The organism is Bradyrhizobium sp. AUGA SZCCT0169 (assembly GCF_018130085.1).
GTDB lineage: Bacteria > Pseudomonadota > Alphaproteobacteria > Rhizobiales > Xanthobacteraceae > Bradyrhizobium.
The window spans coordinates 24,560-41,383 of record NZ_JAFCMC010000004.1; the positions used below are offsets into that span (position 1 = coordinate 24,560).

The following is a 16,824-nucleotide window of genomic DNA, read 5'->3' on the forward strand; positions in this document are numbered from 1 at the left end:
GAATTCCACTGATCGAATCGTGATGTTGATGGCCCGACGATTTAGGGCGCGCAGCATTGTTCGACGCAGCCCCGCACCGTAGGGTGCAGCCATTAGTGGATACAACTTTTGGGGATCATTTTGCAGGACGGCTTATACAAGGTTGAATTTCATACGGTTCATGGAACCGGCACCGGCGTGATTTACGCCATCGGCGGCAAGCTTCGGGGCGGCAATTCGGCTTTCGCGTTCATCGGCAATTACACCGACAAGGGCGACGGCATTCTGGCCAAGGTCACCACAGAGCGTCACAACCCCGATCCGGCTTTCAAGCCGCTGTTCGGCACCGACATGATCACGCTGACGCTGAAGGGGGCCGACAACGGCGCCATGGTCGACTTCGAAGGCACCTCGCTGCAATTGCCCGGCGTCACCTTCAAGGCCGTGCTGACGCGGATGGCGGATTAGGGACTCATCGGGCCACGAAGAAAAAGTCTTCGCGTCCGGGCAGCGAGCCATACGTGTAAGGCTCCTGGCGTCCGGCGGTCGCTTCCATCACGTCATCGCGGACGAGGCGGAACAGCTTGTTGATCTCGACGCCTGGCGTCGCGATCCGCTGCACGACCGCGACCGCGAACGGCGAATAGTCCCCCTCGCCGTCCAGCGCGGTCTCGCCATGCTTGGCCGCGTAAACCACCAGCGATGCGCCCTGCACCTTGACCTCGCCAAGCCCGCGGCCGACCGAACGCGTCTTGGCGCCGCGCGTGTCGCCTTCGTTCGAAGCCGGCGCCGGCGCTGCGGCAACCGGCGTCGGGCTCGATGTTGCCGAATTCGCAAACGGGTTGTCCCGGCAGGCATCGAGCATCACGAGCCTGAGTTTCTTTGCGCCGTCGATGGCCGCCATCACCTGATCCAGCGGCATGGCCTCGAACAGGGCGTCGCGGCTGGATGCCAGTTTGGCATCGACCGGTATCAGGTAATTGACGCCATTCACCTCGATGCCGTGGCCGGCATAATAGACCATCGCCCAGTCGGACTTGTCGGCGGCCGCTGCAAACGTGCGCAGCGCCTCGGTCATTTTCTCGCGCGTGACATCGATGGCGACCGTTACGCTGTCGAAGCCGATTGCACGCAATGTGCCCGCGATTTTTTCGGCGTCACGGCCTGGGTTCTCGAGCGCCCGTACCGATTTATAGGCGGAGTTACCGATGATCAGTGCGGCCCGGCGGCCTTGCTTTGCAGCCGTAGCCTTGGCCGCTGCGGGTGCCACGACGGGTATCGCAACAGCCGGGGTCGGCACCGAATTCGTCGAGGCCGCCCTGATCGGGACCGGAAGGATGGTCGGCTGCGGCACGCCGGAGGAAAGCGCCGCAAGACGCGCCTCGGCCGTATCACGCGCAGATTTCGACAGGTCACCCCGGCCGGAATTTTCGCTGATCGACAGCGCCGTTCGGAACTCGGATTTTGCGCGCTCGAGATCGCCGGTGCGCTCGAACGTCAGTCCGCGGCCGGTGAGTGCCGGCGCGAAGTCCGGTTCGATCCGGATCGCCTGGTTGAAGTCGGAAAGCGCCCGGTCATATTCGCCCATGTAACGCAGCGTCTCGCCGCGCAGTGTCAAGCCAAGGGCGATGCCGGGGCCGCCGGCGTAAAGCTCAATGGCGCGGTCCTGGTCCTGCAAGGCACGCTCGAGGTTTCCGGTGCGACGCCAGGCGTCGCCGCGGTTGGCATAATATTTGGCGTTCTTGGGCGCGAGCCTGATCGCCACGCCAAAATCGGCTGCGGCCTTTTCATACTCCCCCATCGTCTTCAGGATCAGCGCCCGGTTGTTGTAGGCCGAGGCGCGATAGGGATCGTTGTTGATCAGAGCGATCGAGCGGTTGATGTCGGCAAGTGCCGCCGCGTGATCGCCCTTGTCGCTGAACATGTTCGCACGCTGGTTATAGACCGCGGGATCACGGGGCAGGATCGCAGCGGCTTCGTTCAGCACCTCGATGCCGCGATCGAAATCGCCCTTGCAGTGCTGCCAGTAGTACGAGATCCACAAATGCAGATCGTAATAGTCGGAACTCTTCTTGGACGGCGAGACGTCCTTGGCGCGCATCAGGTCGGCAAACGCGGCGTCGCATTTCTTCTGGTTGAGGAGGCTTTGCGCACGGTACGACAGGGCCAGCGCCAGCTGCTTTGGCGACCGGCTGGAGTCGATCAGGATCGTGCATGCCGCGACGCGGTCGTCCAGTTCGCTGATGCTTTTCAGCGGACCGACCTTGCAACCGTTTGGGCGTTCACGCGCGATTACCTTGTCTGGCGACGCCAGCCCCACGGCCGCGAATTGAAGCGCCACCAACGCGGCGCAGGCCGCGATCTTGCCCTTCCCCACCATCGTCCCCCTCGGATTCCCCACCACGAGAGAAGCACGCGAACCCGGTCTTGTCACGATGCGCGGTGTGGAACTTTGGCGTTGTGCCCGCTTGCACACGCGTCAGCGCGGCGCGACGCCCTCGCGCGCTCCGATCGCCTGCACGGTGGTTTTCGGCGGCGGACAGGTCGCCAGCGATCTCGCGGGTCGTCGCACCGAGGATGAGATAGGGACACGCCGAGTTGCAGCTCGCGCCGCGGGTCCAGAGATCGCCGTGGAGGACGCGGCCTGATTGCTTCAGCTTGAGGCAGACATCGCCGTTCTGCGCTTCGAAGCCGCACTCCCTGACCACCGTCCGCGCCACCCTGGCGATAGCGGACTTTTCGCGCAGCATCGCGCCCATCGCCACCGCCTGGTCCAGATTGCCGCCGGGCGAGGCGAAATAGATCGGCAGGTTGCGATCCCTGACCTGCCGCAGGCGCGCCGCCGCGGCCACATCGATCTTGCCCTCGGCCGCAATCCAGGTGTCGCAGCCGGGGCCGCATGCATCGGGCGCGCCCTTGACGACATAGAACACCATCTGTGCCGCCGGAACTGCGCCCGGCGCAGGCCTCGCCGCGGGCACAGGCCGCGCGACAGGAGGAGCCGCCAACGCCGTTCCTGCGATCAGGATGAAGGTTACGGCCAGAATTGCGCGCAGCGTCATGGGATCAAGAGAGACGGGCAAACATCTTCGAAACAACCAGCAAGCCATCACTACCAACTTCATGCGACGGCAACCAGTGGATGCAACAGAATTCTGTCCGATCAGGGCGCCAAACGTCAAATACGTGGCGCGAATGGCCGATCGCCATATGACGTTGGTCATGCGGGCCTCTGGTGGCGTCCCCGACCGTTCATCGCGGGTCCGATCGGGCCGCCGATTTTCTTGATATTGCCCGATTGCAGGAGCCGAATCCCCTGCTATACCGCCTGTTCCCGCTTACCTGCGCTCGTTCGCAGGAGTGAGCTTTAGGAGACGCCAATGCCTGACAGCAATGCACCCGCACCGGGATTCCAATTTGGCCTTGCGAACTTGAAACCGGCCGAACCCGTGCAAAAAATCACCCTCACCTTCCCCGATGGCGCCAGGCGCGAATTTCCTCAAGGTATTACCGGGCTCGAGATCGCCAAGGGCATCTCGCCGTCGCTGGCCAAGCGCACGGTCGCGATGGCGCTCGATGGCGTGGTCGCCGACCTCAACGATCCGATCTCGGGCGATGCCAGGATCGAGTTCGTCAACCGCGACGACCCCCGCGCGCTGGAACTGATCCGGCATGACGCCGCCCATGTGCTGGCCGAAGCGGTGCAGTCGCTGTGGCCGGGCACGCAGGTCACCATCGGCCCGGTGATCGAAAACGGCTTCTATTACGACTTCTTCCGCAACGAGCCGTTCACGCCGGAAGATTTCGCGGCGATCGAAAAGAAGATGCGCGAGATCGTCGCGCGCGACCAACCCTTCACCAAGGAAGTCTGGTCGCGCGAGAAGACCAAACAGGTGTTCCGCGACAAGGGCGAAGCCTTCAAGGTCGAACTGGTCGACGCCATTCCCGGCGACGAGCCGATCAAGATCTATTTCCAGGGCGACTGGTTCGATCTCTGCCGCGGGCCGCACATGACCTCGACCGGCAAGGTCGGCAACGCGTTCAAGCTGATGAAGGTCGCGGGCGCCTATTGGCGCGGCGACAGCAACAACCCGATGCTGACGCGCATCTACGGCACGGCGTTTGCGAAGCAGGAAGACCTCGACCTCTATCTGAAGCAGATCGAGGAGGCCGAGAAGCGCGACCACCGCAAGCTCGGCCGCGAGCTTGACCTGTTCCACTTCCAGGAGGAAGGCCCCGGCGTGGTGTTCTGGCATCCGAAGGGCTGGACGGTGTTTCAGGCGCTGATCGCCTATATGCGCCGCCGCCTGACCGGTGACTACAGCGAGGTCAACGCGCCGCAGATCCTCGACAAGGTGCTGTGGGAGACCTCGGGCCACTGGGACTGGTACCGCGAAAACATGTTCGCGGCGCAATCGGCCGGCGACGAAGCCGAGGACAAGCGCTGGTTTGCGCTCAAACCGATGAACTGTCCCGGCCATGTGCAGATCTTCAAGCATGGCCTGAAGAGCTACCGCGACCTGCCGCTGCGGCTCGCCGAATTCGGCGTGGTGCACCGCTATGAGCCGTCGGGCGCGATGCACGGCCTGATGCGCGTGCGCGGCTTCACGCAGGACGACGCGCATGTGTTCTGCACCGAGGCGCAGCTCGCCGACGAGTGCCTCAAGATCAACGACCTGATCCTGTCGACCTATGCAGATTTCGGCTTCGAGGGTGAGCTGACCATAAAGCTCTCGACCAAGCCGGAGAAGCGCGTCGGCACCGACGAGATGTGGGACCACGCCGAGCGCGTGATGGCCACCGTGCTGTCGGAAATTCAGGCCAGCGGCAGCAACCGCATCAAGACCGCGATCAATCCCGGCGAAGGCGCGTTTTACGGGCCGAAGTTCGAATACGTGCTGCGCGACGCCATCGGCCGCGACTGGCAATGCGGCACCACGCAGGTCGACTTCAACCTGCCGGAACGGTTCGGCGCGTTCTACATCGACGCCGACGGCTCCAAGAAGGTGCCGGTCATGGTGCATCGTGCGATCTGCGGTTCGATGGAGCGCTTCATCGGCATCCTGATCGAGCATTTTGCCGGCAACTTCCCGCTCTGGCTGGCGCCGGTGCAGGCCGTCGTCACCACGATTACTTCCGAAGGCGACGAATACGCGAAGGTGGTCGCTGCGGCGGCGCGGCGCGCCGGCCTGCGCGTCGAAATCGACCTGCGCAACGAGAAGATCAACTACAAGGTCCGCGAGCATTCGCTGGCGAAAATCCCGGCCCTTCTCGTCGTCGGCAAGAAGGAAGCCGAGACCCATTCGGTCTCGGTCCGCCGGCTCGGCAGCGAAGGCCAGAAGGTGATGCCGACCGACGAGGCGCTGGCGGCGCTGGTCGAGGAAGCCACCCCGCCGGACGTCAAGCGGGCCAGGCTCGAGACCTGATGACCGACGAGCAGGAGCTTCCGGCCTTTCCGATCCGGGCTTACCAGTTGATCCCGGAACCCAACCGGCCGACGGTGGTGGCGCTGGCGATCGAAACCGAAGAGGGCCACAGCCTGTTCCTGGCGACGCGGGAGATCCTGGAAGACCTCGGGAAGGATATTCTGGAGCGGGCGGCGAAGATGCCGGCGAAGCGGGCGCCGCCGATTTAGGCAGCCTTGTTCTGCCCGATCTTGATCAGGGATTCGGCGGGAATGCCGAGTCCCTCGTGCAGCCGTCTAATCATGTTGAGCGTGAGTTCGCGCCGACGATTTAGCACTTCGTGCACGCGATTCCGGCTGCCGATAAAAGGGATGAGATCGCGCGGCTGCAAGCCGCTTTGTTCCATGTGATACCTGATCGCCTCCACAGGATCCGGCAGATCGAGCCGGTAATGTTTACGCTCCCACGCTTCCACCAACGTGACCAGAACATCTAGCCGATCACCCTCGGGTGAATTGCGCCGGGCACTCATCAACCCCTCGATCTCCTTGAGCACGCGGCGATAGTCACGATGGGATTTAATGGGCGCTATATCCATAATCGGAATCCTCAAATGCTTTGCGCATCGATCGAGTCGTGCTGCCGATGCGTGCCGATGAACCTGATATAGACGACGCGATAGGGATAGTTGATCCAGACCACGATACGATATTTGTTACCGGCGATGTTGAAGACAGCGCGGCCATCCTTGAGAATGCTGGCGCTACGGATGTCCCGCTTGACGTCCGCCGGCTTCGCCCAATCCGCCTGCCTCACCTGGCGAAACCACGCCATGACCGGCTCGCGGGCGTCGGCAACATCCGCGCTTCGCCCGAGAAAATTCTTGATCGTGCTGAGCGCTATCACTCTCACCGCCTGAATCTTATCATAGTCCCACCTTGGGACCAAGACTTTTGTCGCGAGCCGTCCGGCCGGTCATCCTCGCCATTCTGATCACAATCGGTCTAAAAAGGCCTTCACCAGCCTCGTCGGCTTCCTATCTACGTGATATCCGGTCGCCAACTCTTGCAACGAAAGCCTCATCGTGCCCGACGCCCTTGAACTCCTGAAACTCCGCCGTTCCGTCAAACCGCGCGAGATGAGCGGCCCCGGCCCTTCGGCCGCCGAACTCGAGACCATCCTGACTATCGGTTCGCGCGTGCCGGATCACGGCAAGCTGACGCCGTGGCGCTTCATCGTGTTCGAAGGCGATGCCCGCGCCCGCGCCGGCGACGTCATCGCAGCCGTGTTCGCGCGGAAGAATCCGGGCGCACCGGCGGCCGATGTCGAAATGGAGAAGCGCCGGCTGATGGATGCGCCGCTGGTCATCGCGGTGGTGAGTTTTGTCAAACCGCACCCCAAGGTGCCGGCGTGGGAGCAGGAATTGTCGGCCGGCGCCAGCGCCATGAACATCGTCACTGCGGCCACCGCGCTCGGCTACGGCGCCAACTGGCTGACCGGCTGGTTCGCATTCGACCGCGACGTGCTCGAAGGGCTCGGCGTGAAGCCGGACGAGAAGCTTGCCGGCTTCATCCATATCGGTACGCCGTCAAAGCCCGCCGAGGACCGCCCTCGCCCCGCACTATCGGATATCGTGACGCGGTTCTGATCGCTCACGCCGCCTTCGAGGCCCGCGGACCGAATCCGGATAACAGCGCTGCAACCTCGGAGGCCGGTCTCGCCGCGCTGAACAAAAAGCCCTGCACCTCGTTGCAGCCTTCGGCGCGCAGCCAGTCGAGCTGGTCGGTGGTCTCGACGCCTTCGGCAGTCGTGGTGATGTTGAGGCTGCGGCCAAGGCCCGAGATCGCCCGCACGATCGCGACGCAGTCGGACCGCTGCGCCAAATCCTTCACGAAGGAGCGGTCGATCTTGATCTTGTCGAACGGAAAGCTCCGCAAATAGCTCAGGCTGGAATAGCCGGTGCCGAAATCGTCCATCGAGATGCTGACGCCGAGTTCGCGCAGCTGGTGCAGGATCGCCAGATTGGCTTCGGTCTCGGCGAGGAACACCGACTCGGTGATTTCGAGCTCGAGCCGCCGCGGCGACAGTCCGGAATGCGCCAGCGCCGAAATCACCGCCTGAACCAAATGGCGGCTGCGGAACTGCACCGGCGACAGGTTGACGGCGACCTTGATATCCGCCGGCCAGTTCATCGCCTCCGAACACGCCTCCCGCAACACCCATTCGCCGAGTGCGACGATCAGGCCGATGTCCTCGGCGACCGGAATGAACTCGGCGGGCGAGACCATGCCCTTGTCCGGATGGCGCCAGCGCAGCAGCGATTCAAAGCCGCTGATCCGATTGGCGGCGATGTCCACCAGCGGCTGGTAATGCAGTTCGAACTCGCCATGGGCAAAGGCCCGCCGCAGGTCGCGCTCCATGTCGCGGCGCTTCTGCGCCTGCCGGTTCATCTCGCGCTCGAAGAAACGGTGAACGCCGCCGCCGTCGGACTTGGCCTGGTACAGCGCCATGTCGGCGTTGCGCATCAATTCCTCGCAGCTCGCCCCATCACCGGGTGACAGCGCAATGCCGATGCTGGCGCCGACGATGACCTCGATCCCGTCGATATCATAGCCGACACTCAGCACGCCGATCAGCCGGTCGGCAAAATCGCTGGCCTCGGTCGGCGAGACGTCTGCAGGCAGCACGATCGCGAACTCGTCGCCGCCCAGCCGGGCGACGAGATTGTCGCCGCGAACCTCGGACCGCAGCCGCTCGGCCACCGCCTTCAGCAGGCGGTCGCCGATCGGATGACCAAAACTGTCGTTGACGTTCTTGAACAAGTCGAGATCGACGCACAGCACCGCCACCCGCTTGCCCGCGGGCTGGCTCCGCTCCAGTGCGAGGCGAAGGCGATCCTGGAAGAAATCCCGGTTGGACAGATTGGTCAGGCCGTCATGATGCGCCATATGGGCGATCCGGGCCTCGGCCTTGCGGCGCTCGGTGATATCGACCACGGCGACCAGATAGCCGTCGCGGCCATCGAATGCGACCCGCCGTCCGAATGTCAGCACATGGATTTCGCTGCCGTCGGCCTTGAGATGCCGCCAGTCGCGGCCTGAATCGTAGACATCGCCGACCTGCTGCAGCGCCTGGCTGTGGGTGGCCCATTCGTCCTGCGGCCAGATCTGGCGCAGCTGCATTTGCAGGAACGTTTCACGGCTATAGCCGTAATGCTGCACGGCCGCGTCATTGACGCTGATGAACCGGGTCGTCTCGGCGTCGAACACCCACATCGGCATCGGATTGTTGTCGAACAAGAGACGGAACGAGACCTCGCTTCGCTTGAGCGCCGTCACGTCGGAGAGCGTCAGCGAGAGCATGTCGCCGAACGCCGTGACGCCCAGTCGCAGGCTGCGATCGTCGCGGTCGATCTCGATCTGGCCGCCATCGTCGCAAGCGACGATGTCGCGCAACTGGCGGATCACATCAGGCGCGCACAACAGGTTTCCCCCGGCGCCGAGCCTGCGCCACAACAGCGCGGCCAGCGGCTGCTCGAGCAGACGGGCCGCGCCCTGATTGAGATGGACGATTTGGAAGTCGGCCGGCTGGCCGGCGGCATCGCGAATGGCTGCCAGCGACAGCACGCCCTCGTCGGTCGCGGAGAAGATCGTATCCAGCAGATTATACTGGGCGTCACGTTCGTTGACATAGGCCCCGACCAACGTGCCGCCCCAGCGCGACGAGGTCGGCAACGCCAGCACGTCATAGGTCCGCACCAGCCCGTCGCGCACGCAATGTGCCGACGCGAGATACGGACGGCCATTTTGAAGCGCACTCGACGCCGCCTCGCCGAGCGCGGTCGCGCAATCCGGCGGCAAGTCGCTCAACGGAATGTCCCATCGGTCGTCGTTGAACCATTGCTGAATGTAGCGGCCGCTGCGCGACAAACCGAGCGCGTCGTCATCTTTCCTGAGCAAGACGATATGATCGGCCAGCCGACCGAGACTGCCGAGCATGACATCTTCATATCGCGGCAGTGCCTCGCCCGGCCGCAACGCGGCCTTCCATTTGCGCTGCAGCACCGGAACGTCGTCGAACATCTCCGTGTTGAATTTCCCCGGCTTTCCGGCCGACTTCTTTTTGTTGGTCGCAACCATGACCGCCCCCGCTACCCGAACTTCATCCCGTGCGCATCCCAATGCAGCCGGGTTTAATGCCGTGTAAAAATTGCGGAAGCGATGCACCGATCCGGCGATTATGACAGTTTTAAGTTGTGCGATGGTTAGTGCGCATTAGAAACTATGACAGTTGAGTGATGCTTGCTGCAGGTAGGATGGGTGGAGCCAACGGGTCGCGCGAATGCGCGCCCGATGACAGGCTCCGCGAAGCAATCCATCTATCCACTCGCTGAGGCATGGATTACTTCGCTTCGCTCGCAATGATGGCACCTGAGCTCCAGATGTGGCTTCGCCTTCTCGCGACGCGACGCGCCCGAGGTTTGCTGGTAATTTTCGCACCTCTCAAAAGAGAGGGCGCAGGGAATGCCGGATGCGCGCTGCACCCGCGGTCTCGCGTGCGGTTTGCACAAAACAAGGTGCACACGAGCATACAGGGCAGCGGAGAACATCCGACATTCCCTGCGCAGTGGCTTTACCGCTTATGCCGTGATCTCCCCGGAGACGAGTTCTTGGTTGACTCCGTCGCTGCCGTTCCCGCTTGCGCTTCTCCGACAGCTTGACGCCTGCAACGGGCGCCAGGACCACACGGTTTTGCCGTACGCCTATCCACGCCGTCGTCTCAGCGTAAACCAGCGTCCACCGCAACCCGCCCAACGTCCGTGACGACCGCCGACGCCCTCTGAGTGGGACGGGATGGCGATAGATGCGCACTGATTTGGGTCGGCCGACAACAGAAATATTTTTGATTTACAGAAACTTTCTGCTTGACACAATTTCCGTAAATCAGAACTGATTTGCCCGTCGGGTCAGTTTGCCGCACATTACCTGCCGTCAGCGCGATATGGCACATTGACCGTGCGATGAAGACCTATGGAATGATGGTCAATCTCACTTCGGAGCAGGAACGGCTGGCCAGGGACAACGTCGCCAAATTTCTCGAAGGCAAAAGCGCTTCGATGAACGCACGCTGGCCGTCGAGGGCCTCAAATATCTGAAGGGCCGTCCCTCAGGGCGGCGCGAGCCGATCTAGTTCAGGACGGCGTCGAGCAACTCGTCTGGCAGAAAGGGTTTCATCAGGAAGCGCGTATCCTGCGGAATGTAAGGTGGGCCGCGTCCGGACACCATCACCACGTTCAAAAGGGGGAACTTGCGTTTGGCGTACTGCGCCAGCGCGACGCCGGACATATCGCCCGCAAGATTTACGTCCGTTACCAGGGCCCGCAGTTCAGTGCCGGTCGCAACCAGCACGAGTTCGGCCGCCTCCGCGCTCGCGCACTCGACCACTTCGAGGCCTTGCTCTTTGAGCAGGTCAGCCAAGAACGCCCGCTGCAACGGGTCGTCTTCCACAACAAGAGCAATAAAATTCATCATGGCGGCCTCTTGAGTATTCAATCCCGGAAAGCGGTTATTGTTCAACCGGCCCTCGCCTGGCCACCCGATCGGCCGCGATCGTGCTGGCTTAAGGGTTCCCCGATGTATCGCGGTTTTGTTCGACCGCCCTTATCGCCACGTTGGTAAGCCGCATGCGACTGCGCACACCTGCACGCCAGGCGTCCGCGATGGCGTTTGCGGCCACGGTCTGCGTCTCCCGGAATTCGACAGCCTGCTCGGTGCGAATGAGATAGTCCATCGCGATGTTGAGCGCGTCGTCCATCACATTATCGAATTCGCCAAACCGCCAAGGGTACATGGGACGAACCTGAACCGGAGATATTCTCATCCTTGAAGGCCACCACGCGTCGTGCCTGACGCCGGGCTGTCGATCTTCTCCAGCCTCTCGGCGTCGGCGTCGTACTGTTTGGACAATTCTTTCAGTTTCACCGAGGCCTCGAGGTCGCTCATCGTCAGCGCGAGGCGGCCTGCTCGTCGGGCTTGCTCTCGGAGATCTTCGCTTTGCTTGCTCATCTGAGCTAACCCTGAGAGTCCGCTAACCGACACAAGGGTCATTCGTTCCGGGGCGACCGCATCTTCTGTTTTTGGGGAGCAGCCAAGGAAACGGCCCCAGTGGGAGGGGTTAATGGCTGGGGCCGCCATTCCGCATCGGACGCAAATCAGCGGTAATCGCCCGATGGACTAAACCAAGTTCCGTGGGAAATGTTGGTTCCACATCACGGCGGCTTGTTCTGCTTCTGGGAACGCAGCCCGGCCCGCTCCGGTTTTATTCGTGGGGCAGCAAGACACTGGTGTGCTGCCATGTGGACCTCGCTATTGGCGCTTTCCGCCGCCGCCATCGTCCTACCGGCAATCGTGGTCGTTGGCCTGTTCCGGCTTGCGGCCTTGAAGCGGCCCGGCGACCTGAAGGCCCCGTCCCAGGCGGACGAATGGGCCTCCTCGCACGAACTGCAGACACCTAAATAGGTCAGCCGCCCTGTTGGATTCCATCGACCTGCGGGTTCCATCTGCCGCGCGGTTTCCCGCGCGCTGTTGCGCCGATGCGACAATTGATTAATCGATCTCGTGCTACCTCTCGGACGGCTCGGGCCGCACGCGACGTGCGATTCTTGGTTTGTGACTCATGGGGAGCACCATGGAATGAACCGTTGCTTGCGCTCACTGTCCTGTCTTCTCGCCGCAACCGCGCTCGCCCTGTTCGCGCCCGAGGCGACGGCGCGGACCAATCCCAAACAGCAACCCGCCAAAAAAACGCACGATGCGAAGAAGCCGCACGATGCGAAGAAAACGCTCGATGCGAAAAAGGATGCTGGTCCGCCACGCACCGCTGCGGCCGAAAAGCGCCGCCATGCGAAACTTGCGAAGAACGCGAAACATGCCGACGCGAAGAAGAAGTCAAAGCGTGCAAAGGACGCCCCCGCTCCCAAGGAGACTGCCAAGGAGACAGCCAAAGAGACCGTTCCGGCACTGACCGGCGATCTCGCGCTGGTGAAGGAAGCGATCAATCTCGCGCGCAAGGCGAAGACCGACGAGGCGACCGCGACGCGCAACAGGATCGCCGATCCGGCCGCCCAGAAGCTGGTCGAATGGTTCATCCTGCGCCACTCCGAGACCACGGCGAATTTCAGCCGCTATGCCGCCTTCATCGCCGCCCATCCGGAATGGCCGAGCGCGGCGCAGCTGCGCCGGCGGGCCGAAGCGCGGCTGTGGCAGGAGCGCGCCGATGGCGCCAAGGTGCGGGGCTTCACCGGTGAGGCGCCGATCAGCGCCAGGGGCAAACTGGCGCTCGCGCGCGTCAAGCTCAGTGAAGGCGATCGCGACGGCGCGGGCCGGCTGGTGCGCGACGCGTGGCGTTCGGACGAATTGTCGGAGCGCGTCGAACCCGACGTGCTGGAGCAGTTCCGCGACCTTCTCACCCGCGACGATCACCGCGCGCGGATGGACAAGCGCATCGGCGCCAAGGATCTCGCAGGCGCGAAGCGCGCCGCCAAACTCCTCGGCGACGACGACCTGGCGATCGTAAAGGCCTGTGCCGCGGTCAGGGGCAAATCGAACAAGGCCAAGGAAGCGCTTGACGACGTTCCGGCGGCGGCGCGCGCCGATCTCGGCTACACGCTGTGCCGGATACAGTGGATGCTCGCCGAGAAGCGCATTGACGACGCGGCGCGCCTGATGCTGGCCGCCTCGCCGGAAACGATGGCGCTGCAGGACACCGATCAATGGTGGCGCGAGCGGCGCTCGCTCGCCCGCAAGCTGCTCGATGAAGGTAAGTTCCTGACCGCCTACCAGGTCATCCAGCCCGCGGCGCTGGCGGCGAATGAATACTACCGGTCCGACTACCACTTCATGTGCGGCTGGATCGCCCTGCGCTATCTCGATGAGCCCGTCAGCGCGCGGGCGCATTTCGCCCGCATCGACGAGGGCCAGGCCAATCCCACCGTGCTGTCGCGGGCACATTACTGGCGCGGGCGGGTCGCCGAAGCCCTTGGCGACAAGGACATGATGCGCACGAGCTATGAAGCTGCCGCGCGCTACCCGACCGCCTATTACGGCCAGCTCGCGCACGCCAAACTTGGCCGCGACAAGATCGAATTGCGCCCGCCCTCTCCGGCGCTCGCGTCGGCCGGCGCATCGAGCGTCGACGAACGCGTTCGCGCCGCCGACATGCTCTACGAGATCGGCGAGCGCGACGTCGTGCTCTATTTCGTCACCGATCTCGGCGAGCAAAGCTCCAATGTGGCGCTGCTCGAAGCGCTCGGCGAACTCACCGGCCGCCGCAACGATGCCCGCGCGATGCTGCAGATCGGAAAACCCTCGCTCGGCCGCGGGCTGGCGCTCGACCATTACGCGTTCCCGACCATCGGAATTCCGCCGCACAAGCAGATCGCGCCCGAGATCGAGCACAGCATGATCTACTCGGTGGCGCGCACCGAGAGCGCGTTCGACCAGCGCGACAAGTCTCACGCCAATGCGGTCGGACTGATGCAGATCACCCCGGAGGCCGGACGCGATACCGCCAAGCGCTTTGGCGTCAAATATGATTGGGACCGGATGGTTTCCGATCCCGTCTACAACACCCAAATGGGCGCCGGCGAACTCAGCGCGCTGCTCCGCGAATACAAGGGCTCCCACATCATGACCTTCGCCGGCTACAACGCCGGTCGCGGCCGGGTCCGGGACTGGATCAAGGCGTATGGCGACCCGCGCGATCCCAAGGTCGATCCGGTCGACTGGGTCGAGCGCATTCCGTTCTCCGAGACGCGAAACTATGTCCAGCGCGTGATCGAGAATCTGGCGGTCTACCGCGTCCGCTTCGACAGCGGCACGGCGATGGCGGCGAAGAGCGGCGAGCGCGTCGCGACGCAGGAGACGAATGCGGCACCGGCGGCTCCGGCAAGCGCGGCGCAATAGACTCTCTCACCGTCGTCCCGGCCTTGAGCCGGGACGACGAGGATATTCAATCCACCTTCACATTGGCGGCCTTGATCATCGGCCACCATTTTGCGATTTCCGCCTTCTGCCACTCACCGAGCGCTTCGGGCGTCAGCTTGTCCTTCGGCGTCATTTGCAGGCCAAGGTTTTCGAGCTGCTTGCGCACCGCCGGATCGTTCAACGCCTCGACGGCCGCCGCGTTCAACTTGGTGACGATTTCCTTCGGCGTACCCTTCGGCACCCACAAGCCCGACCACAGCGTCATGTGAAATCCGCGCAAGCCCGCTTCTTCGGCAGTCGGAATGTCGGCGGCGGATTCCGAGCGCTTGGTATCGGTGACGGCATAGCCGCGGATGGTTCCGGCGCGCACCTGGTTGATCGAATTGGAGAGCTGATCGACGATCATATCGATCTGTCCGGCGACGAGGTCGTTCATGGCCGGCCCGGTGCCGCGATACGGCACATACTGCAGCTTGATGCCAGTGACGTTCTCGAAATAGAGCCCGGCGATGTGACTGCCCGATCCGGCGCCGGCGGTGCCGGTCGCCGCCGGCTCGGGCCTCGCCTTGAGCCACGCCAGCAATTCGCCCAGCGATTTCGCCGGCACCGCGTTCTTGCTGACGACGATCATCGTGTTGCTCGGCAGAAGCACCACCGGCTCGAGATCGGTGACGAGGTCGTAGCCGAGCTTGTTGTAGATCGCGCCGTTGGCCACGTGGGTGCCGAGATGGCCGAAGCTGATGGTGTAGCCGTCCGGCGGTGACCGCACCGCGCGGCCGACGCCGATCGAACCGGCGGCACCGGTGACGTTCTCGATCTGGACGACCTCGCCGAGCGTCGTCTTCATGCGCTCGGCCAGGATTCTCGCCATCACGTCCGACGGACCGCCGGCGGAGAACGGCACGATGATGGTGATCGGACGCGAGGGGAAATTCTGCGCTGACGCGGCGCCGCCGAACGCCAACACCGAAAGCGCAGCCAGTAATAATTTTCGCATCAACCCCTCCCCTCAAAAACGTTTCACCGTCATTGCGAGCGGAGCGAAGCAATCCATTGGGCCGGAAAGTAGGTGTGGATTGCTTCGTCGCTACGCTCCTCGCAATGACGTCCTATAGTTTCGCACGGCTTAAAATTGCGCGTAGTCGATCGGCTGATGTCGATCGAGCGTGCGCGTGACCGGCGGCAACGGATACTTAAGCCCTGTCGCGCAATTGAACAGCATCACGCGATCATTCTTCGTGACGCGGCCGTCGGCAAGGCTTTCCTTGTAGGCAGCATAGGTCGCCGCGCCCTCCGGACACAACAAAAAGCCTTCCTCGCGCGCCACTTCATTGAGCGCAGCAGAAATCTTCTCGTCATCGACCGCGATTGCAAAGCCCTTGCTCTCGCGGACCGCGCGCAGGATAAGAAAATCTCCGACCGCCTGCGGCACGCGGATGCCCGATGCAATAGTGTGGGCGTCTTCCCAGCGCGGCGCGTGCTCGGTGCCGTTCTCGAAGGCACGGACCATCGGCGCGCAGCCCGACGCCTGCACCGCCACCATCCGCGGACGTTTTGAACCGATGAAGCCGACGGCCTCGAGTTCGGCAAAGGCCTTCCACATCCCGATCAGGCCGGTGCCGCCGCCGGTCGGATAGAAGATCACGTCGGGCACGTCCCAGCCGAGCTGTTCGGCGAGTTCGAGCCCCATCGTCTTCTTGCCTTCGATCCGGTACGGCTCCTTCAGGGTCGAGGTGTCGAACCAGCCGGCCTTTGCCTTGCCCTCGCCGACGATCTTGCCGCAGTCGTCGATCAGGCCGTTGACCCGATAGACCGTGGCGCCCTGCAGCTCGATCTCGCTGACATTTACTTCCGGCGTATCGGCCGGGCAGAAGATCGTGGTCTTGATGCCGCAGGAGGTGGCGTAGGCGGCGAGCGCCGCGCCGGCATTGCCGTTGGTCGGCATCGCCATGTGCCTGATGCCGAGTGCCTTGCCCATCGACACCGCCATCACGAGGCCGCGCGCCTTGAACGAACCAGTGGGAAGCCGGCCCTCGTCCTTGACGATGATCTCGCCGCCGCCGAGCTTCTTGCCGAGCTTTGGCAGCCGGATCAGCGGCGTCGTCACCTCGCCGAGGCTGACAATGTCAGTCACCTTGCGCACCGGGAGCATCTCGCGGTAGCGCCACATGTCGGCCGGCCGCTGCGCCAGCGCGTCCTTGGTCAGCGCTTTCTTCACGCCGGCAAGATCGTAGCGCACCAGCAGCGGCTTGTTCGCCTTGGAGAGATTGTGGATCTGGTCGGCGGGATAATGATCGCCTTCCATCGCGCATTCGAGATGGGTGACGAACGTCGGACGCTCGATGGTCAGGTTGTCGTTTTCTTTCACGGGCTTTGTTCTTTCTTCTTGCGACGACGGCATTTGGTTCTCTGCTGTCATTGCCGGGCTTGACCCGGCAATCCATCCCTTGAATCAA

General features: G+C 63.1%; 16 protein-coding genes. 6 read left to right on the forward strand and 10 right to left on the reverse strand.

Annotated elements, in window-relative coordinates; all coding sequences use genetic code 11:
* Positions 1–108: 108 nt before the first annotated feature.
* Entirely contained in the window at positions 109–447 is a 339-nt protein-coding gene (locus tag JQ609_RS05750; protein ID WP_249127689.1) for a GrlR family regulatory protein, read from the forward strand.
* A gap of 4 nt (positions 448–451) precedes the next feature.
* On the opposite strand, the gene JQ609_RS05755 is transcribed toward JQ609_RS05750, so the two are convergent.
* Positions 452–2,359 (reverse strand): caspase family protein, encoded by a 1,908-nt coding sequence (locus JQ609_RS05755; RefSeq protein WP_212272344.1) that lies wholly within the window; start codon positions 2,357–2,359, stop codon positions 452–454.
* Positions 2,262–3,203, reverse strand: coding sequence for a hypothetical protein (locus tag JQ609_RS35725; protein WP_312014805.1), 942 nt, complete (start codon positions 3,201–3,203; stop codon positions 2,262–2,264). Before JQ609_RS35725 ends, JQ609_RS05755 begins: the two co-directional genes overlap by 98 nt.
* 156 nt (positions 3,204–3,359) lie before the next feature.
* On the opposite strand from JQ609_RS35725, the gene thrS reads away from it, so the two are divergent.
* Together thrS and JQ609_RS05770 are read left to right on the forward strand one after the other, a co-directional pair.
* Complete coding sequence (thrS, locus tag JQ609_RS05765; RefSeq protein WP_212272346.1) at positions 3,360–5,405, forward strand: threonine--tRNA ligase; 2,046 nt, start codon at positions 3,360–3,362, stop codon at positions 5,403–5,405.
* A complete protein-coding gene (locus tag JQ609_RS05770; protein WP_212272348.1) occupies positions 5,405–5,614 on the forward strand; it encodes a hypothetical protein in 210 nt (69 codons plus the stop codon). Before thrS ends, JQ609_RS05770 begins: the two co-directional genes overlap by 1 nt.
* Here the strand turns inward: JQ609_RS05770 and JQ609_RS05775 are convergent.
* A complete protein-coding gene (locus JQ609_RS05775) occupies positions 5,611–5,982 on the reverse strand; it encodes a type II toxin-antitoxin system HigA family antitoxin (RefSeq protein ID WP_212204872.1) in 372 nt (123 codons plus the stop codon). The genes JQ609_RS05770 and JQ609_RS05775 overlap by 4 nt on opposite strands.
* Positions 5,983–5,993: 11 nt before the next feature.
* On the reverse strand, positions 5,994–6,296 hold the full coding sequence (locus JQ609_RS05780; protein ID WP_409363364.1) for a type II toxin-antitoxin system HigB family toxin: 303 nt from the start codon (positions 6,294–6,296) through the stop codon (positions 5,994–5,996).
* A gap of 172 nt (positions 6,297–6,468) precedes the next feature.
* Here JQ609_RS05780 and JQ609_RS05785 point away from each other — a divergent pair, with 172 nt between their 5' ends.
* Positions 6,469–7,032, forward strand: coding sequence for a nitroreductase (locus JQ609_RS05785; RefSeq protein WP_212204870.1), 564 nt, complete (start codon positions 6,469–6,471; stop codon positions 7,030–7,032).
* 4 nt (positions 7,033–7,036) lie between these two features.
* On the opposite strand, the gene JQ609_RS05790 is transcribed toward JQ609_RS05785, so the two are convergent.
* The 4 genes from JQ609_RS05790 to JQ609_RS05805 all read right to left on the reverse strand — a co-directional run bounded on the left by JQ609_RS05790 (position 7,037) and on the right by JQ609_RS05805 (position 11,449).
* Positions 7,037–9,523 (reverse strand): bifunctional diguanylate cyclase/phosphodiesterase, encoded by a 2,487-nt coding sequence (locus tag JQ609_RS05790; protein WP_212272350.1) that lies wholly within the window; start codon positions 9,521–9,523, stop codon positions 7,037–7,039.
* 1,047 nt (positions 9,524–10,570) lie between these two features.
* Entirely contained in the window at positions 10,571–10,960 is a 390-nt protein-coding gene (locus tag JQ609_RS05795) for a response regulator (RefSeq protein WP_312014806.1), read from the reverse strand.
* Between the two features lie 43 nt (positions 10,961–11,003).
* Positions 11,004–11,198: a hypothetical protein gene (locus tag JQ609_RS05800; protein ID WP_212214325.1), complete on the reverse strand. Its 195-nt coding sequence runs from the start codon at positions 11,196–11,198 to the stop codon at positions 11,004–11,006.
* A gap of 62 nt (positions 11,199–11,260) precedes the next feature.
* Positions 11,261–11,449 (reverse strand): hypothetical protein, encoded by a 189-nt coding sequence (locus tag JQ609_RS05805; protein ID WP_212214328.1) that lies wholly within the window; start codon positions 11,447–11,449, stop codon positions 11,261–11,263.
* A gap of 288 nt (positions 11,450–11,737) precedes the next feature.
* Here JQ609_RS05805 and JQ609_RS05810 point away from each other — a divergent pair, with 288 nt between their 5' ends.
* Both JQ609_RS05810 and JQ609_RS05815 read left to right on the forward strand, forming a co-directional pair.
* Complete coding sequence (locus JQ609_RS05810; protein WP_212272352.1) at positions 11,738–11,902, forward strand: hypothetical protein; 165 nt, start codon at positions 11,738–11,740, stop codon at positions 11,900–11,902.
* Between the two features lie 174 nt (positions 11,903–12,076).
* Positions 12,077–14,347, forward strand: a complete 2,271-nt coding sequence (locus tag JQ609_RS05815; RefSeq protein ID WP_212272354.1) for a lytic transglycosylase domain-containing protein — start codon at positions 12,077–12,079, stop codon at positions 14,345–14,347.
* 46 nt (positions 14,348–14,393) lie between these two features.
* Here JQ609_RS05815 and JQ609_RS05820 read toward each other — a convergent pair whose 3' ends face one another.
* Both JQ609_RS05820 and JQ609_RS05825 read right to left on the reverse strand, forming a co-directional pair.
* Positions 14,394–15,365 carry a tripartite tricarboxylate transporter substrate binding protein BugD gene (locus JQ609_RS05820; protein WP_212272355.1) on the reverse strand — a complete coding sequence of 324 codons (972 nt, stop codon included), beginning with the start codon at positions 15,363–15,365 and terminating at the stop codon, positions 14,394–14,396.
* Between the two features lie 129 nt (positions 15,366–15,494).
* Positions 15,495–16,736, reverse strand: coding sequence for a threonine synthase (locus tag JQ609_RS05825; RefSeq protein ID WP_212272357.1), 1,242 nt, complete (start codon positions 16,734–16,736; stop codon positions 15,495–15,497).
* Between the last annotated feature and the right edge of the window lie 88 nt (positions 16,737–16,824).

Excerpts from the sequence above, each read along its gene's own strand:
- JQ609_RS05755 (WP_212272344.1), bottom strand. The coding sequence starts at position 2,359 with ATGGTGGGGAAGGGCAAGATCGCGGCCTGCGCCGCGTTGGTGGCGCTT.
- JQ609_RS35725 (WP_312014805.1), bottom strand. The coding sequence starts at position 3,203 with ATGACCAACGTCATATGGCGATCGGCCATTCGCGCCACGTATTTGACG.
- thrS (WP_212272346.1), top strand. The coding sequence starts at position 3,360 with ATGCCTGACAGCAATGCACCCGCACCGGGATTCCAATTTGGCCTTGCG.
- JQ609_RS05770 (WP_212272348.1), top strand. The coding sequence starts at position 5,405 with ATGACCGACGAGCAGGAGCTTCCGGCCTTTCCGATCCGGGCTTACCAG.
- JQ609_RS05775 (WP_212204872.1), bottom strand. The coding sequence starts at position 5,982 with ATGGATATAGCGCCCATTAAATCCCATCGTGACTATCGCCGCGTGCTC.
- JQ609_RS05790 (WP_212272350.1), bottom strand. The coding sequence starts at position 9,523 with ATGGTTGCGACCAACAAAAAGAAGTCGGCCGGAAAGCCGGGGAAATTC.
- JQ609_RS05800 (WP_212214325.1), bottom strand. The coding sequence starts at position 11,198 with ATGGACGACGCGCTCAACATCGCGATGGACTATCTCATTCGCACCGAG.
- JQ609_RS05805 (WP_212214328.1), bottom strand. The coding sequence starts at position 11,449 with ATGAGCAAGCAAAGCGAAGATCTCCGAGAGCAAGCCCGACGAGCAGGC.
- JQ609_RS05810 (WP_212272352.1), top strand. The coding sequence starts at position 11,738 with ATGTGGACCTCGCTATTGGCGCTTTCCGCCGCCGCCATCGTCCTACCG.
- JQ609_RS05815 (WP_212272354.1), top strand. The coding sequence starts at position 12,077 with ATGAACCGTTGCTTGCGCTCACTGTCCTGTCTTCTCGCCGCAACCGCG.
- JQ609_RS05820 (WP_212272355.1), bottom strand. The coding sequence starts at position 15,365 with ATGCGAAAATTATTACTGGCTGCGCTTTCGGTGTTGGCGTTCGGCGGC.